Source organism: Terrabacter sp. C0L_2, from assembly GCF_036352015.1.
Classification (GTDB): domain Bacteria; phylum Actinomycetota; class Actinomycetes; order Actinomycetales; family Dermatophilaceae; genus Terrabacter; species Terrabacter tumescens.
Genome location: NZ_CP143557.1, coordinates 3,434,460 through 3,448,169, shown reverse-complemented (window position 1 = coordinate 3,448,169; position 13,710 = coordinate 3,434,460). Strand labels below are relative to the sequence as shown.

Below are 13,710 nucleotides of genomic sequence, written 5' to 3'. Positions count from 1 at the left end.
GACAAGCGCATGCGGGGACGCCGGTATTGAGGAGAGGTTTCATGACGCGATACGACCTGGCGGTCATCGGCTCCGGAGGTGGTGCGTTCGCTGCCGCCATCCACGCCATCGGGCTCGGCAAGCAGGTGGTGATGGTGGAGCAGGGCACCGTCGGTGGAACATGCGTGAACACCGGGTGCGTCCCGTCCAAGGCGCTGCTCGCCGCCGCCGACGCGCGCCACGTCGCCGCCGACCCCCGTTTTCCGGGCATCGGTACGTCGAGCGACCCGGTGGACCTGCCCGCGCTCATGGCCGGAAAGCGGGACCTGGTCGAGTCGATGCGGTCGGAGAAGTATGTCGACCTGGTGACCGAGTACGGCTGGGACCTGCTGGCGGGCACCGCGACGTTCACCGGAACGCCCGAGCAGCCGAGCCTGGAGGTCACCGACGCCGACGGTCGGGTCCAGCAGGTCGAGGCCGAGCTCTACGTCGTCGCGACCGGCTCGGCGCCGTGGGCGCCCCCGGTCGACGGCCTGGACCAGGTCGGGTACCTAACCTCCACCAGCGCGATGGAGCTGGAGGAGCTGCCCTCCTCGCTGCTGGTGCTGGGCGGCGGCTATGTCGCCTTGGAGCAGGCGCAGCTCTTTGCCCGGCTCGGCAGCACGGTCACGGTCCTGGCCCGGTCGCGGCTGGCATCGGCCGAGGAGCCGGAGGCAGGAGAGGTCATCGAGGCAGTCTTCGCCGACGAGGGCATCACCGTCGTCACCGGCGCTTCCATGTCCGCGGTCCGACGCGATGAGTCCACCGGCGAGGTCGTCGCCACCGTGGTCGTGGACGGCGCCCGCCGGGACTACCGCGCAACACACCTGCTGGTGGCGACGGGTCGGCGCCCGGTCACCGACGGTCTCGGCCTGGACAGCGTCGGAGTCAAGGTCGGCGACCGTGGCGAGGTCGTCGTGGACGACAGGCTCGGGACCAGCAATCCGCGAATCTGGGCCGTTGGTGATGTAACCGGCCACCCGCAGTTCGTCTACGTAGCCGGCGCTCACGGCTCGGTCGCCGTCGACAACGCGTTCACCGGCGCGGACCGCGTCCTGGACTACACCCACCTACCCCGGGTCACCTTCACCAGCCCCAGCATCGCCGCGGTCGGTATGACCGACGAGCAGGCCAGCCGAGCCGGGATCCGCTGCGACTGCAGAGTTCTGCCGCTGCAGTACGTGCCCCGGGCGCTGGTCAACCGCGACACCCGCGGCTTCGTCAAGATCGTGGCGGACGCCGACACCGGGCTCATCGTCGGCGCCACCGCCGTCGCCCAAGCCGCCGGGGAGCTCGCCGCCGCAGCCGGATACATCCTCAACGCTGGGATGACGGTCGAGCAGGTCGCGAACCTGTGGTGTCCCTACCTGACCATGACCGAGGGCATCAAGATCGCCGCCCAGTCCTTCACCACCGACGTGTCCAAGCTGTCCTGCTGCGCCTCCTGAACCACCCTTTCCCAAGGAGAACGACCCCGATGGCCGCAGACCTGAACCACTCACCCGACGCCTGACCACCGCCGAGGCCGGCGCCGTGCCGTGGCTGTCGCAGCCTCTGCTGACCCTGCTCGCCCAGGCTGACCCCGTCAGCCTCGAGAACCTCGCGGCCGCGACTGGCCGGAGCATCTCCGACGTGCGCCACGGGCTCACGGCGATGGCCGGCACCGAGTACGACGCGGACGGCCGGATCCTCGGCCAGGGTCTGGTCCCCCCGCCCACGAGGTAGATGTCCAGCCCCATCTCGACAGGGATGGGGAGTCGACGACGGGTTCGGCCTTGGGCCCGCTCGTCGTCGCCGACGAGCTCCGGCCGTGGCCCTCTCGGCGGCGGTGAAGCGCGCCCGCTCACTGCTGCGGGCGTCGTTACGGAATCGTGCGCAGCGGGCGCTACCACCGGCCTCGACGTGAGTCATCCGCTGGACTCTGACGGCAGCCGCGAAGGGGCGCGATCCCACCTTCACTCTCGAGAGCCATGTCCGCGGTCCCGGACCGGCTCCAGGGGGCGGCGAGCCCGACACGACGGCCGTCTGGTGAAGCGAGCGGTGGCCGCGCCGTGACGCTCGCGATGTCAGATGGCCCCTTCGGCAGATGCCCAGGTCACGTTCCCCCGGTGCCGGTTGGTTTGCGGCGGTAGGACACCACCAGCGCCAACATCGCGACGTAGAGGCCGCCACCGACCGCGATCCAGCCCAGCGGTGACATCCCGTCGCGCAGCACCAGAGCCCAGTAGTCCCAGAACCTGGCGGCGACGAGAACGACCACGACCAGCAGCCAGACCGCGACGATCGTCGATGGGTAGCGTGCGGCCCGCATGAGCACGCGCGGTGCGGGAAGCGCGCGAGCGGTCACATTGCGTGCCGTTACTGCGACGAACAGGGTGATCGTGACGACCCACACGATCATGCAGTAGGGGCAGAGGGCCCCGATGCGGTAGAGGCTCTGAACGATGAGCCAGTGCACGAACACGAACCCGGCCGTCGTCCCGGCCTGCAGGCCGAGCCAGAACCAGCGGGTTGGCCGCGCCCCGGCCAGCAGGGCCACGCCGATCGTGGCGACGACTGTGAACCCGACCACGCCCAGCAGCGGGTTGGGGAAGCCGAACGCCTCGGCCTGCGGTGTCGACATGACCGACCCGCAGCTCAGCACGGGGTTGATGCTGCAGCTCGGGACGTACGTGGGGTCGCGAAGGAGCGCGAACTTCTCCACGAGCAGGACGGCCGCGGCGAGCAGGCCGATGGACCCGCCCCCGGTGAGGAGCCAGGCGAACCCGCGGCCGGTGCTCCGCTGTTCAGCGGGCGTTGGCAAGGGCCGCGTCGATCTGTGTGCGGAAGTCCTCGGCTGATTCCGGGAGGAGCTGTTTGCCGTTGAGGAAGAACGTGGGGGTTCCCTGGACGCCGAGGGCGAGCCCGTCCTGCCGGTCCTTCTCGACCCGGGCCAGGGTCTGTGGGTCCTTGATCGCGGCGTCGTAGGCGTTCATGTCGAGGCCGAGGATGAGGGCGTCGGCGCGGAACCGCGCTGCCTCGGACGTCTGCTTCTCGCCCCATTCGGCCTGGGTGTCGTACATGCGCTGGTACATCTGCTCGAGCTTGCCCTGCTGCGCTGCTGCTTCGACGGCGAGGGCCGCGTTGGTCGCGTTGAAGTGGCTTTGGATCGGGAAGTATCGGATGACGAAGGTGACTTTGCCGGCGTAGTCCTTGCGCAGCTGTTCGACCAGCGGGTACGCGGCGCGGCAGGACTCGCACTCGAAGTCGAGGAACTCCACGAGGGTCACCTTGCCGTCGGCGGCCTCGTCGAGGCGGTGGCTGTCGGCCCGGACGAGTCGTCCGGCCGTGGTGCCGCCCCCGGTACTCGGCCCGGCGGTTGGTTCGGCATCTGCGGCGCGCGGGGACGTGAGCTGCAGCGCGGTCAGGATGATGGCGACGATGGCCGCGGCGAGCCCGGCGGCGATGACGGTACTGCGTTTCATGGATAGGGCTTTCGGTGGTTCGGCGACGACATGGGCTGAACGTGTGGGTTCCCTGAGCGGTTCCATACCGGCTCGACTGGGACCGGCGCGTGCGCCGGTGCACGTTTCGTTCCTGGGCAGGCGATGGGCTAGTGCGGTACGGCCGCTTCGACGACACCGATGATGACCGCCGCACAGCCGGCGGCAGTGGCGACCACCGTGGCGGCGCGGGGAAGCCGCCCGGTCAGGACGAGGCGGAAGAAGACGACGAGGGCGGACAGGGCCGTCCCCAGGAAGAGGGCGGTTCCGGTGACGGCGTAGTCGATGTCCGTCACGGTCGCCACCTGTTCGGTCGGGTGATGGTGCAGCTGGCCAGGGGGCTGCGTTCTGTGCGCCAGGGGGCTCCCGCCCCGATGCGTTGCCGCTGCGACCGGGCCGCGGCAGCGCTCCGGGTGGATGCGGCGCTGGTGGTGGTGGGGGCGAGGCATCGGGGCAGGTGCATGGCGGGCATGGTCAGCCCCCGAGTTCGCCGAGGACGTAGATCAGCAGGAAGCCGAGGAAGAACATCGCGGCCAGACCGGTGGTCTCCGCTTGTTCGTGTGCCTCGACGAGCAGCTCCTCGACCGCCAGGTAAAGCAGCGCAGCAGCGCCGAACGCCAGCACGGCGGCAAGCACAGCCGGGCTCGCTCCTGAGAGAGCGGCGGCGCCGCCGATCGCGCCAACCGCGGTGAGCAGGCCGAGGCCGGCGCAGATGGCCGCGCTGCGTGTCCTGCTGAGCCCGGAGTCGGTCAGCTCGGCTACGAGCGACAGCGACAGGAACAGGATCTCGAGGGTCAGCGCGATGGTGAGGATGAGACCTTCGGTGGCGCCCAGGCTGGCGCCCAGGCCGACCAGCATGCCGTCGATGAGAAGGTCGATCCCCACGGCCACCAGCAGGCCAATGGGCAGGGCAGCACCCGCCGCGCGGGTCACCGGCCGGGCCAGTGAGCCCGTGCGCACCCCACGGGCCGGATCCGGCCGCGGTCCCGTGCCACTGCCGGGCCCGAGGTCGGGCCGGGTGTCCAGCATGGGGGTGTCGGCTCGGGTGGATCCACGTTCGCGGGCCTGGTCGACACGGCGGCCGTATGCCGCGAGCCCGAGCATGACCGCGACTCCAAGGACGAACCCGGCGACGGACGCCGGCAGCCTTCCCTCACGTCGGAGGTCGGGCAGCACCTCACCGACGAGAGCAGCGATGACGACGCCCGCAGCGAAGTGCTGAATGGCGCTGACTAGCCGCGGTCCGGGACGTCGAAGCGTGGCGACGGTCGCGCCGAGCGCGGCTGCGGCGACGGGGAAGGCGACGAGCCCCGCGGCCTGCGTCACGGCCGTCATAGCGACGTCCCTGGGCCGTCCGGGGACCTCGGCGGCTCCGTCGGCCACGATCCCGATGAGGCACCGGGCATGCCCGGCGACGGGTCGTCTGGGGAGCCGTTATCACCCGCGTTGCGGCCCGAGTTGTTACGCGGTGTGGCGGCTCGCACCACCGGTGACGTGTCTGGCCCGGTGTCGCCGGCGGCGGATGTCGGGTGCTGTCGCTGGTCTCTCGCGCGCCGCCGACGGGACCGGGCGAGGACGGCGCTCAGTGCCACGGTCAACAGGACGATCCCGAGCAGGACCCAGAGCCATGGGCTGTGCGGCGCGTGCTGGAGGGGCTGGCCGTGAGCCGGGTCATCTCCGCTGCCCGGGGTGACGACTGGCGCGGCGCTGGCTGCCGCGATGAGGGCGCCGGGGCTCACGACTGCGCCAACGCATCGTCGACGAGGCCGGTGAGGATCTTGGCGGTGACGGGGCCAGAGACCCTGGCCGCGATCCGGCCCAGACGGTCCAGGACCAGCGTGGTGGGCGTCGCGACAGCTTTGCCCTGAAGGGCCAGGATCGCGACGCCGCCTTCGTAGGCAAGGGACGGGTACGTGATCTTGTGACGGGCCTGGAACGCGAGGCCCGTCTCTGGGGTTTCCATCTTGTCCAGGCCGATGAACTGCACCGCGAGCTTCCGGCCCTGGATTTGCTCCCACGCCGCCTGAAGCTCGGGCGCCTCCGTGATGCAGGGCGGGCACCAGGAACCCCACACGTTCACCACCAGGACCGTGCCGGTGAGGGCGGCGTTGGACCAGGGCTGCCCTTCCAGCGTCGTCCCGGAGAGCTGGACCGCGGCGGCTCTGCTCTCGGCGGGGATCTGCTCGATGGTGCCGTCGCCGGAGACGTAGCCCTTCCGGTCGCCGGCTCGGGCCTGCTCGGCGGCCGCGGCACCGCCCTGGCTGCAGCCGCCGAGCGCCACCCCGGTCAGCAGGGCCCCGGCGGCCGCGATCAGGTCGCGCCGGCGGACATCGACCCGCTCCGCCCTTCGGGCGGTCATCGGACGTCCGCCCGGATGCTGACGGGGGTGCGGCCGGGGTCGCCGTGGGGCCCGGACCAGAACCCGTCACCGCTGCGCAGCCGCAGTTCGTGATGCTGCTGATCCCGTGTCATGCCCAGGTCACCACGACGTCTGGGCGCACGCGGTCGACCCGGCGGGTTCGACCTGCAGGGTGGCGTGCTCGATGCCGAACCGGTCGCGCATGACGGCCGCGGCCGCCGCGAGGATGGTGCTCCCGTCGACCTGCTGCCCAGCGGCATCGTCCCCAGCAGGAGCGGCGACGAGGTGGGCGGTCGCGACGTTCATCCCGGAGGTGAGCGTCCACAGGTGCAGGTCATGGACCTCGAGCACGCCGGCGATCTCGGACAGGGCCTTCTCCGCCTCGTCCGGATGGATCCCCTCCGGGGCGTGCTGACCGAGCACCGCCAGCACCTCGCGTCCGAGGAAGACCGCGCGCACGCCGACGAACAGGGCGATAGCCAGCGCGATGGCGGTGTCCCACCACACCGACCCGGTGAGCCCGACGAGGACGCCGGCGACGATCACCCCGACCGAGCCGAGCGTGTCCGCGACGACCTCGAGGTAGGCGCCCTTGACGTTGAGGCTCTCCGCGGCGCCGGCGCGCAGCAGCGCCATGCTGATCAGGTTGATGACCAGACCGATGACCCCGACGACCAGCATCGGGCGTGAGGAGACCTCGGGCGCGGACCCGATCCGGCCGACGGCCTCGATGACGATGTACACCGCGACGCCGAGCATGAGCAGCACCGCGAGACCGGAGGCGAACACCTCGGCGCGGTACGACCCGAAGGTGCGTCGCCCGGTGGTGTCCTTGCGTGTGGCGATCCGGGTCGCGACGAGCGCGGCGCCCAACGCGACGACGTCGGCAGCCATATGACCGGCGTCGCTGATCAGCGCCAGCGACTTCGAGCTGAGGCCGACGACCAGCTCGACGACGAAGAAGCCGGCGACGAGGACGAAGGCGACCTGCAGCCGCCAGCGGTGCCCGGTGGCGGCCGAACCGTGACTGTGGCCGTGACCGTGGCTCATGCGTCTGCTCCGGTGGTGGGCCGGGCGGCCCGGCTCCGTCGATGGCCCGCAATGACCAGGTCGGCTGACATGCCGGCGCCGTGTCGCGCACGGGCGCTGGGGGTCCTTCGGCCGCTCGGGGCCATGACTGACGTCGAGGCCGCCGGGTCAGTCCCGGCCGCGTCGCGACCGGCCACCTCCGGCGCGGCACCCGACGCCGTCCCGGACGCGGCGGCACGCGGGGCAGAGCTGACAGTCCCGCCGGCTTCGTGTTCGTGCGTGATGTGCTCCCGGGTGAGGTCGAGCAGCATCCGGACGTGCGCGTCGGCGAGCCGGTAGTACATGAGGCGCCCATCGCGGCGGGCCACGACGACCTTCGACGCGCGGAGCAGCCGCAGCGACTGTGACACCGTCGCCTCAAGGACACCCGTCGACGCAGCGAGGTCGCAGACGCACAGCTCGCCCGCCTCAAGCATCGCGTAGAGCAGCTTCGCGCGGGTCGGGTCCCCGAGCAGCTTGAACACGGACGCGACCTGGGTCAGGTCGTCCTCGGGCAGGGCGACTGACCGGACGTGGCGGACGGTCTCCGGGTGCACGCAGTGCTCGACGCACTGGTCGATGCCAACCACGGGCGCTTCATCTGATCGCATGGTCAGATGTTACGGTCTTGGCGGGCGATGTCCAACCGCGATGACACCCAGGCCCGTCCGAACCGGGCCGTCACGCTCAAGGCAGCGCCCCAACCTCACGCACAGCACTCACCCGGCCAGGAGAACCATGACTGCCAGGAAGACCGACCGGAACGATGCCCGCTCGAGCGCCCCGAACCCCGGACAAAGACAGAGACAGCAACTGAAACCAGACCCGACCTCGACCTCGACGACGAGCCGCGAGGATCGGCGCCAGCGAGCGGCGGCCATGCAGTCCGCGCAGCGAGCCAAGGACCGGCGTCGCGGCGTGGCGTTGTGGGTGTCCGTCGCGGCAGTCGTCGTCGCACTCGCAGTAGCGGTGACCGTGGTCATCGTTCGAGAGCAGGCGAACCGGCCCACGCTGGAGGCGGTGCGGTCATACCAGGTCAGCCAGGGGCATGTGAGCACGCCGGTGTCATACGAGCAGGAACCGCCCGCCGGGGGAGAGCACGCGCCCGTATGGCTCAACTGCGGCACGTACACCGAGCCGGTGCGCAAGGAGAACGCGGTCCACTCGATGGAGCACGGGGCGGTGTGGGTCACCTACCGTCCTGACCTGCCGGCCGCTCAGGTGCGGGCACTGACCGCCGCGATGCCCGACACGTACGCGGTCCTGTCCCCGTACGCCGGCCTCAAGGCACCCGTGGTGGCCTCGGCGTGGGGCAAGCAGCTCGAGCTGTCAGGGCCCGAGGACCGCAGGCTCGCCGCCTTCATCAAGGCCTACCGCCAAGGCCCGCAGTCGCCCGAGCCGGGCGCGTCCTGCACCGGCGGCGTGGACGCGACGGGCGCCGCCGAAGGCGGCGCCGGCATGCCGAACCCGGGAGCGTGAACGGCATGTCACGCGAAACGGGACAGCGGCCCGGCGACCCGAAGCGCCCAGGGCGGCCGGTACCGGAGCCAGCGCACGACCCCGGCATGCGGCAACGACACGACGAACCCGATGCCACGGGCAGGCCCGTGGCGTCGGGCGATCGTGAGCGAGCTGACGAGTCGCAGTCCTCGCGGCACGTCCCGACATCAGACGGACCGACGGCCAACCCGACTCACAGCGAGGCGGAGAACTCGTCGTCCCGGGCCAGCGGTGCGGTGCGTCCTGACGTCTTCCGGTGGATCTCGGCCGCGTTCCTCGTGTTCGTCGCGCTAGCCGGCTTCGCTGGATACCAGCTCGGGCGGGCTGGGGACGTCCCGGCTGAGGACGGCGCCGATGTCGGTTTCGCCCGGGACATGCAGACCCACCACAACCAGGCCGTGCAGATGGCCCTGATCATCAGGGACAAGACCACCGACCCCACCTTGCGCGCCGTCGCCTACGACATCGCCACCAGCCAGCAGCAGCAGTCGGGGCAGATGTACGGCTGGCTCGCCCACTGGGGGATGCCTATGACGTCGTCACAGCCGTCCATGGCCTGGATGTCCGCCGGGGACCACCAGCTCGAGTCCCCAGCGGATCGCCAGCCTCCGGCGACGGGACCGACCACGGCCGGGACGGCGACCTCCGCCGCCAGCGGCGGGCACGACGGCATGGTCATGGGAGCGCCCGTCCAGTCCTCCGACGCCGGAGGCAACCAGTCGGGATCCATGGGGATGGCCACTGCCGCCCAGATCCGGGCACTTCAGGGCGCGACCGGAATCGAGGCCGAACGTTCCTTTCTGCGCCTCATGATTGCCCACCACCGCGGCGGGGTCACCATGGCCCAGGCGGCGCTGCGGTTGGCCGACCAGCCCGAGGTGCTCACCCTCGCCCGCTCCATCGAGGCCGCGCAGACCGCCGAGCTCACGCAGCTGCAGCAGCTGCTCAAGGACCGCTCGTGATCTCGGAACCCAGTCCGACGGCCCGCGCGACCGTCCGCGCCGTGTCCCTGCTGCTCGCCGCTCTCGGTGCTGCAGCGTTCATTGTGGTGATGGGCGCGAGCGGCGCCAGCGCCCACAGTGAGCTCGTCGCGAGCACTCCGGCCGATGGCGCCGAGATGGCCGAACTGCCTCACGACATCGCACTCAGCTTCAACCAGGACATCGTCGCCACGTTCGCACAAGCCACACTTACCGACCCCTACGGCCAAGTCTCTCCTCTGAGCCCGGTCACCTCGGGTCGGACGGTGACGGTGCCCGTCCCGGCCGAGGCAGCGACCCGGCCCGCGGGCCGATGGACGCTCACCTACCGCGTCACCTCCGCAGACGGGCACCCCATCAGCGGCACGATCGCCGTCGTCACGAAGATGAGGGGCGCGACGCCCGGTGCGACCCCGGCCGCGGGGAACCCTCGACCGGGGGCGGCGGCCGTGGCCGGAGTCGATGACGGGGCTCCCTCGTCGACTCCGGCCCCGCGCCGGGCGGCGGGGGCGGGGGCGGGGGACAGCGGGCTGTTCTACGCGGGCGGTGGATTCTTGCTCGCCGCGCTGGTCGTGGTCGCCTACGAGCTGCGACACCGACTACGCACCCGACCGGCTGCTGCGCCACCGGGCCCGTCCGACAGCGGAACCACGGACCCGGACGCGCCAAGCGCCGGACGGTAGCGGACGCGGTTCGGCCTGCCGGGGCCACCGGGGCGAGCCTGTCGCTGCCTATGCGCAGTGCCGCAGCGACAAGCACCCTCGCCCGCACGACCCCGCAGCCGCGGGTTGTGCGGGAACGAGCCCCGCGCTATGTGACGCCGCCTCGACGAGCCTGCCCCGCACGCTGAGGTGGCGCCGAACCCTGTGGCCCGCCGGTCCGCGGGTGAGTGGATCAGCGGACCTGGTCCTCGGGTTCCACCGAGCAAACCGAGACGCTGGCACGCAGTCGCTCCTGGGCCTGATGTGAGCCCGACGCGCGGGGCCGATCAGCAGCGCGCAGCTTGGACAGGGATGTGCACTGGCGAACCACTGCAGCAGGCCGAGCCGCGTATGCTGGTTCGATCCAGTGCAGGTTCTCCTTAGAGGCGTCGAAATGACCGTGCAGGGTGAAGAAATCACGCGGGCCTGGTTCGACTGTTGCGGCCTGACCCGGACCGACGCGGCCGAGGATGCGCTCAAGGCCATCTGGGAACTGAGCGGCGACGGGATACCGCCGGCCACTGGAGCCCTTGCCCAGTTCCTTGACGTCACGCCGCCGACCGTCTCCGCGATGCTGAAGCGCCTGGCCGAGCATGGTCTGCTCGACCGCGAGGACGGCCGCGCTGTCGTGCTGACGAGCCACGGCGCCGCGCACGCCCGGTTCATCGTGCGCCGGCACCGGCTCATCGAGACCTTCCTGTCGAGCGTGCTTCTCGTTCCCTGGGATGAGCTGTACGGCGAGGCCGAGCTGCTCGAGCACGCCGTCTCCGACTCGCTGCTCGCCCGGATCGACGACCTGCTGGGTCACCCGAGCACCGACCCGCACGGAGATCCGATTCCGCAGGGCCATGAAGGCGCGACGGTGAGCCCTGATGAGTCGATCGCGGAAGCGCAGGTGGGGGGCCAGTTCCGAGTCGAACGCCTGCACAACCGCAACGCTGAGGCGCTGCGCTACCTGGCCGAGCTGGGCCTGCGCCCGGGCGTCACGGTCGACGTGCTCGAGCGGAGCCCGTTCGACGGTCCGCTGTGGATCGGTGTCGACGGACAGCGGATCCCGCTCGGCCCCACACTCGCCCAACTCGTTCACGGCCGCCCGATCGAGGCTGACGCGTGACGCCCGGTCTGGAGGAGCCCATCCCGCCAGAGACTGAGCTCCACGACGACACCAGCCCCTTCAACGGCACCCTCGGTGACAACTTCGATGGAAACCTCGATGGCAGCCTCGACGGCGATGCCGACGGGCATGTTGACGGGCAGGGCACCCGTCGCGGGCCGACCTCGCGACGAGCGGTTCTGGCCGGTGCGGCGGGCGCGGCCGGCGCGGCCGGACTGGGCGCGCTGCTGCTGCGCTCGGCCATTGGTGATGCTCCCGTCTCTGCGTTCGCCACGAGCGGCGCCGCACATCCCGCCGGTCACGCCGCAGTGTCCGGGGCGGGTAGGGCCCTCGACCCGGGAGGTGCCGGCACCGCGACGCCCGTGCCGGACGCGCGCATGCTGTCACCGGCCACGGGTCACGGCGCGGGTGTCAACGGCGCGACCTTCAGGACCGGCCAAGTGGTCGACCATCGCGCCAACGGTTTCGACCCGACCGCGGTGCTGCGCGACTTCGACTGGGGAACGACGTCGCGCCTGTCGGACGGTCGCACGCTGCGCGAGTGGGACGTCGTCGCCGGCGAGCGTGAGATCGAGGTTGCGCCCGGATTGCGCTTCCCGGCCTGGACGTTCAACGCCAGGGTTCCCGGCCCGACCCTGCGGTGCCGCGAGGGCGACCGCCTCCGGGTGCGCTTCGTCAACGCCTCGCCGCACCAGCACACGATGCACTTCCACGGCATCCACCCGGCCGAGATGGACGGCGTGCCCATGGTCGGGCGCGGCACCATCGCGCCGGGTGAGGAGTTCGTCTACGAGTTCGACGCCGAACCCTTCGGGCTGCACCTCTACCACTGCCACGTCGGCCCGCTCGCCGAGCACATCTCCCGCGGCATGTACGGCACCTTCATCATCGACCCGGCCCAGGGGCGCCCCCGCGCCGACGAGATGGTCATGGTCCAGCACGGCTGGAACACCACCTTCGACGGCCAGGGCAACCAGCTGTATGCCGTGAACGGCATCCCCTTCCACTACATGCACGAGCCGATCAGGGTGAAGCGCGGCGAGCTGGTCCGGATCCACCTCGTCAACATCCTCGAGTACGACCCGATCAACAGCTTCCACGTGCACGGCAACTTCTTCGACTACTACCCGACGGGCACGCGACTCGAGCCGTCGGAGTACACCGACACGATCGTGCAGGGCCAGGGGCAGCGCGGGATCTGCGAGATGCGCTTCCCGCATGTGGGTCGCTACATGTTCCACGCCCACAAGACGGAGTTCGCCGACCTCGGCTGGATGGGCTTCTTCGAGGTCGTGGACTGATGGCCGAGCCGCTGCTCTCCCGCGTCCCCCGGTCCGCGCTCGCCGCGGGCATCGTGGCGCTCATCGCGACCGGCCTCGCCGTGCTCGCGGCCCTCGCCGGCTCGGTCCTGCCCGACCGTACCGGACCGCCGGTCGAGTCCCTCGTCGTCGAGCGCACCGTGCTGTCGGCGCCGGGAACGATCGAGCTGGTGGTGCGCAACGCCGGGCCGGACCCGGTGACCGTGGCCCAGGTGTCGGTCAACGACGCCTTCGTCGCCGTGACGGGCGGCGAGCAGCCGATCGGGCGGCTCGCGAGCGAGACCCTCCGCCTCGACTACCCGTGGGAGAACGGGCTGCCCTACACCGTGTCGCTGCTGACCTCGACCGGCGCGGTCATCGAGCACGCCATCCCCATGGCGGCCGCGACGCCGGCTGCGACGTCGGCGTCGCTGCTGCAGGTCGCCCTGCTCGGCGTGATGATCGGCGTCGTGCCTGTTCTGCTGGGCATGACGACGCTGCCCTTGCTGCGCCGGGCCGGGCCCACGGCCTCACGCGTCCTGATGGCTCTCACCGTGGGACTGCTCGCGTTCCTTGCCGTCGACGCAGGCATCGAGGGCCTCGAGGTCGGGGCAGCCGGCGCGGCCGCGTTCGGCGGCAGCATGCTCTTCGTCCTCGGGGCAGCGCTCGCGTTCCTCTTGCTCGCCGGCACACAGCGGCTCATCCCTGACACAACGCGCGCGGGACGGGTCGCGCTCCTCGTCGCCATCGGGATCGGCGTGCACAACCTCGGCGAGGGGCTCGCGGTCGGGTCGGCCCTGGCGGTGGGCGAGCTCGCCCTCGGCACCTCGCTCGTCGTCGGCTTCGCCTTGCACAACACGACCGAGGGCATGGCTGTGGTCGCACCGCTCACGGCGCTCCCCCCGGTTCCGGCGCAACCCGACCGGACGGTGCGTCCGGGCCGGCTGCTCCTGCTCGCGATCGTCGCCGGTGGCCCGGCCGTCGTCGGGACAGTCCTTGGTGCGACACTCACCACCGAGAGCCACGCCACCTTCCTGCTCGGTCTCGGCGTTGGCGCCATCGTCCAGGTGATCGTGCTGCTCGTGCCGCAGCTACGCCGGCCAGAAGGCGGCCTTGACCTGCCCGTGGCGGCCGGACTCGGGGCCGGCGTCGTGCTCATGTACGTCACCGGTCTGCTCGTCGCTGCATGA

15 protein-coding genes are annotated in these 13,710 nt (G+C 71.1%); 8 read left to right on the top strand and 7 right to left on the bottom strand.

The genetic code is table 11. From position 1 onward, the window contains the following. The first annotated feature begins 41 nt into the window (after nucleotides 1-41). Together merA and U5C87_RS15815 are read left to right on the top strand one after the other, a co-directional pair. Nucleotides 42-1,466 carry a mercury(II) reductase gene (gene merA / locus U5C87_RS15820; protein ID WP_330473476.1) on the top strand — a complete coding sequence of 475 codons (1,425 nt, stop codon included), beginning with the start codon at nucleotides 42-44 and terminating at the stop codon, nucleotides 1,464-1,466. Between the two features lie 85 nt (nucleotides 1,467-1,551). Beyond that, nucleotides 1,552-1,743 (top strand): hypothetical protein, encoded by a 192-nt coding sequence (locus U5C87_RS15815; protein ID WP_443082069.1) that lies wholly within the window; start codon nucleotides 1,552-1,554, stop codon nucleotides 1,741-1,743. A 370-nt stretch (nucleotides 1,744-2,113) separates the two neighbouring features. Here the strand turns inward: U5C87_RS15815 and U5C87_RS15810 are convergent, their stop codons facing one another. The 7 genes from U5C87_RS15810 to U5C87_RS22670 all read right to left on the bottom strand — a co-directional run bounded on the left by U5C87_RS15810 (nucleotide 2,114) and on the right by U5C87_RS22670 (nucleotide 7,517). After that, nucleotides 2,114-2,722, bottom strand: coding sequence for a vitamin K epoxide reductase family protein (locus U5C87_RS15810; RefSeq protein WP_443082068.1), 609 nt, complete (start codon nucleotides 2,720-2,722; stop codon nucleotides 2,114-2,116). An 82-nt stretch (nucleotides 2,723-2,804) separates the two neighbouring features. Further along, entirely contained in the window at nucleotides 2,805-3,482 is a 678-nt protein-coding gene (locus tag U5C87_RS15805) for a DsbA family protein (RefSeq protein WP_330473474.1), read from the bottom strand. A 128-nt stretch (nucleotides 3,483-3,610) separates the two neighbouring features. Then, on the bottom strand, nucleotides 3,611-3,796 hold the full coding sequence (locus U5C87_RS15800; protein WP_330473473.1) for a hypothetical protein: 186 nt from the start codon (nucleotides 3,794-3,796) through the stop codon (nucleotides 3,611-3,613). Between the two features lie 178 nt (nucleotides 3,797-3,974). After that, a complete protein-coding gene (locus tag U5C87_RS15795) occupies nucleotides 3,975-4,835 on the bottom strand; it encodes a ZIP family metal transporter (protein WP_330473472.1) in 861 nt (286 codons plus the stop codon). 400 nt (nucleotides 4,836-5,235) lie between these two features. After that, entirely contained in the window at nucleotides 5,236-5,859 is a 624-nt protein-coding gene (locus tag U5C87_RS15790; protein WP_330473471.1) for a TlpA family protein disulfide reductase, read from the bottom strand. Between the two features lie 120 nt (nucleotides 5,860-5,979). Then, nucleotides 5,980-6,909, bottom strand: a complete 930-nt coding sequence (locus U5C87_RS15785) for a cation diffusion facilitator family transporter (protein WP_330473470.1) — start codon at nucleotides 6,907-6,909, stop codon at nucleotides 5,980-5,982. Then, on the bottom strand, nucleotides 6,906-7,517 hold the full coding sequence (locus U5C87_RS22670) for an ArsR/SmtB family transcription factor (RefSeq protein WP_443082067.1): 612 nt from the start codon (nucleotides 7,515-7,517) through the stop codon (nucleotides 6,906-6,908). The genes U5C87_RS15785 and U5C87_RS22670 overlap by 4 nt, the downstream gene beginning before the upstream one ends. Nucleotides 7,518-7,665: 148 nt before the next feature. Here U5C87_RS22670 and U5C87_RS15775 point away from each other — a divergent pair, with 148 nt between their 5' ends. From U5C87_RS15775 to U5C87_RS15750, 6 genes are all read left to right on the top strand, one after another. Continuing rightward, nucleotides 7,666-8,406, top strand: a complete 741-nt coding sequence (locus U5C87_RS15775) for a DUF3105 domain-containing protein (protein WP_330473469.1) — start codon at nucleotides 7,666-7,668, stop codon at nucleotides 8,404-8,406. 257 nt (nucleotides 8,407-8,663) lie between these two features. Then, entirely contained in the window at nucleotides 8,664-9,389 is a 726-nt protein-coding gene (locus U5C87_RS15770) for a DUF305 domain-containing protein (protein WP_330473468.1), read from the top strand. Nucleotides 9,390-9,430: 41 nt separating this feature from the next. Further along, on the top strand, nucleotides 9,431-10,090 hold the full coding sequence (locus U5C87_RS15765) for a copper resistance CopC family protein (protein ID WP_330473467.1): 660 nt from the start codon (nucleotides 9,431-9,433) through the stop codon (nucleotides 10,088-10,090). A 412-nt stretch (nucleotides 10,091-10,502) separates the two neighbouring features. Then, nucleotides 10,503-11,222 (top strand): metal-dependent transcriptional regulator, encoded by a 720-nt coding sequence (locus U5C87_RS15760; protein WP_330473466.1) that lies wholly within the window; start codon nucleotides 10,503-10,505, stop codon nucleotides 11,220-11,222. Next, the gene (locus U5C87_RS15755; protein WP_330473465.1) at nucleotides 11,219-12,523 is read left to right on the top strand and encodes a multicopper oxidase domain-containing protein; all 1,305 of its coding nucleotides are present in this window, start codon (nucleotides 11,219-11,221) and stop codon (nucleotides 12,521-12,523) included. Before U5C87_RS15760 ends, U5C87_RS15755 begins: the two co-directional genes overlap by 4 nt. Next, nucleotides 12,523-13,710 carry a ZIP family metal transporter gene (locus tag U5C87_RS15750; protein ID WP_330473464.1) on the top strand — a complete coding sequence of 396 codons (1,188 nt, stop codon included), beginning with the start codon at nucleotides 12,523-12,525 and terminating at the stop codon, nucleotides 13,708-13,710. The genes U5C87_RS15755 and U5C87_RS15750 overlap by 1 nt, the downstream gene beginning before the upstream one ends.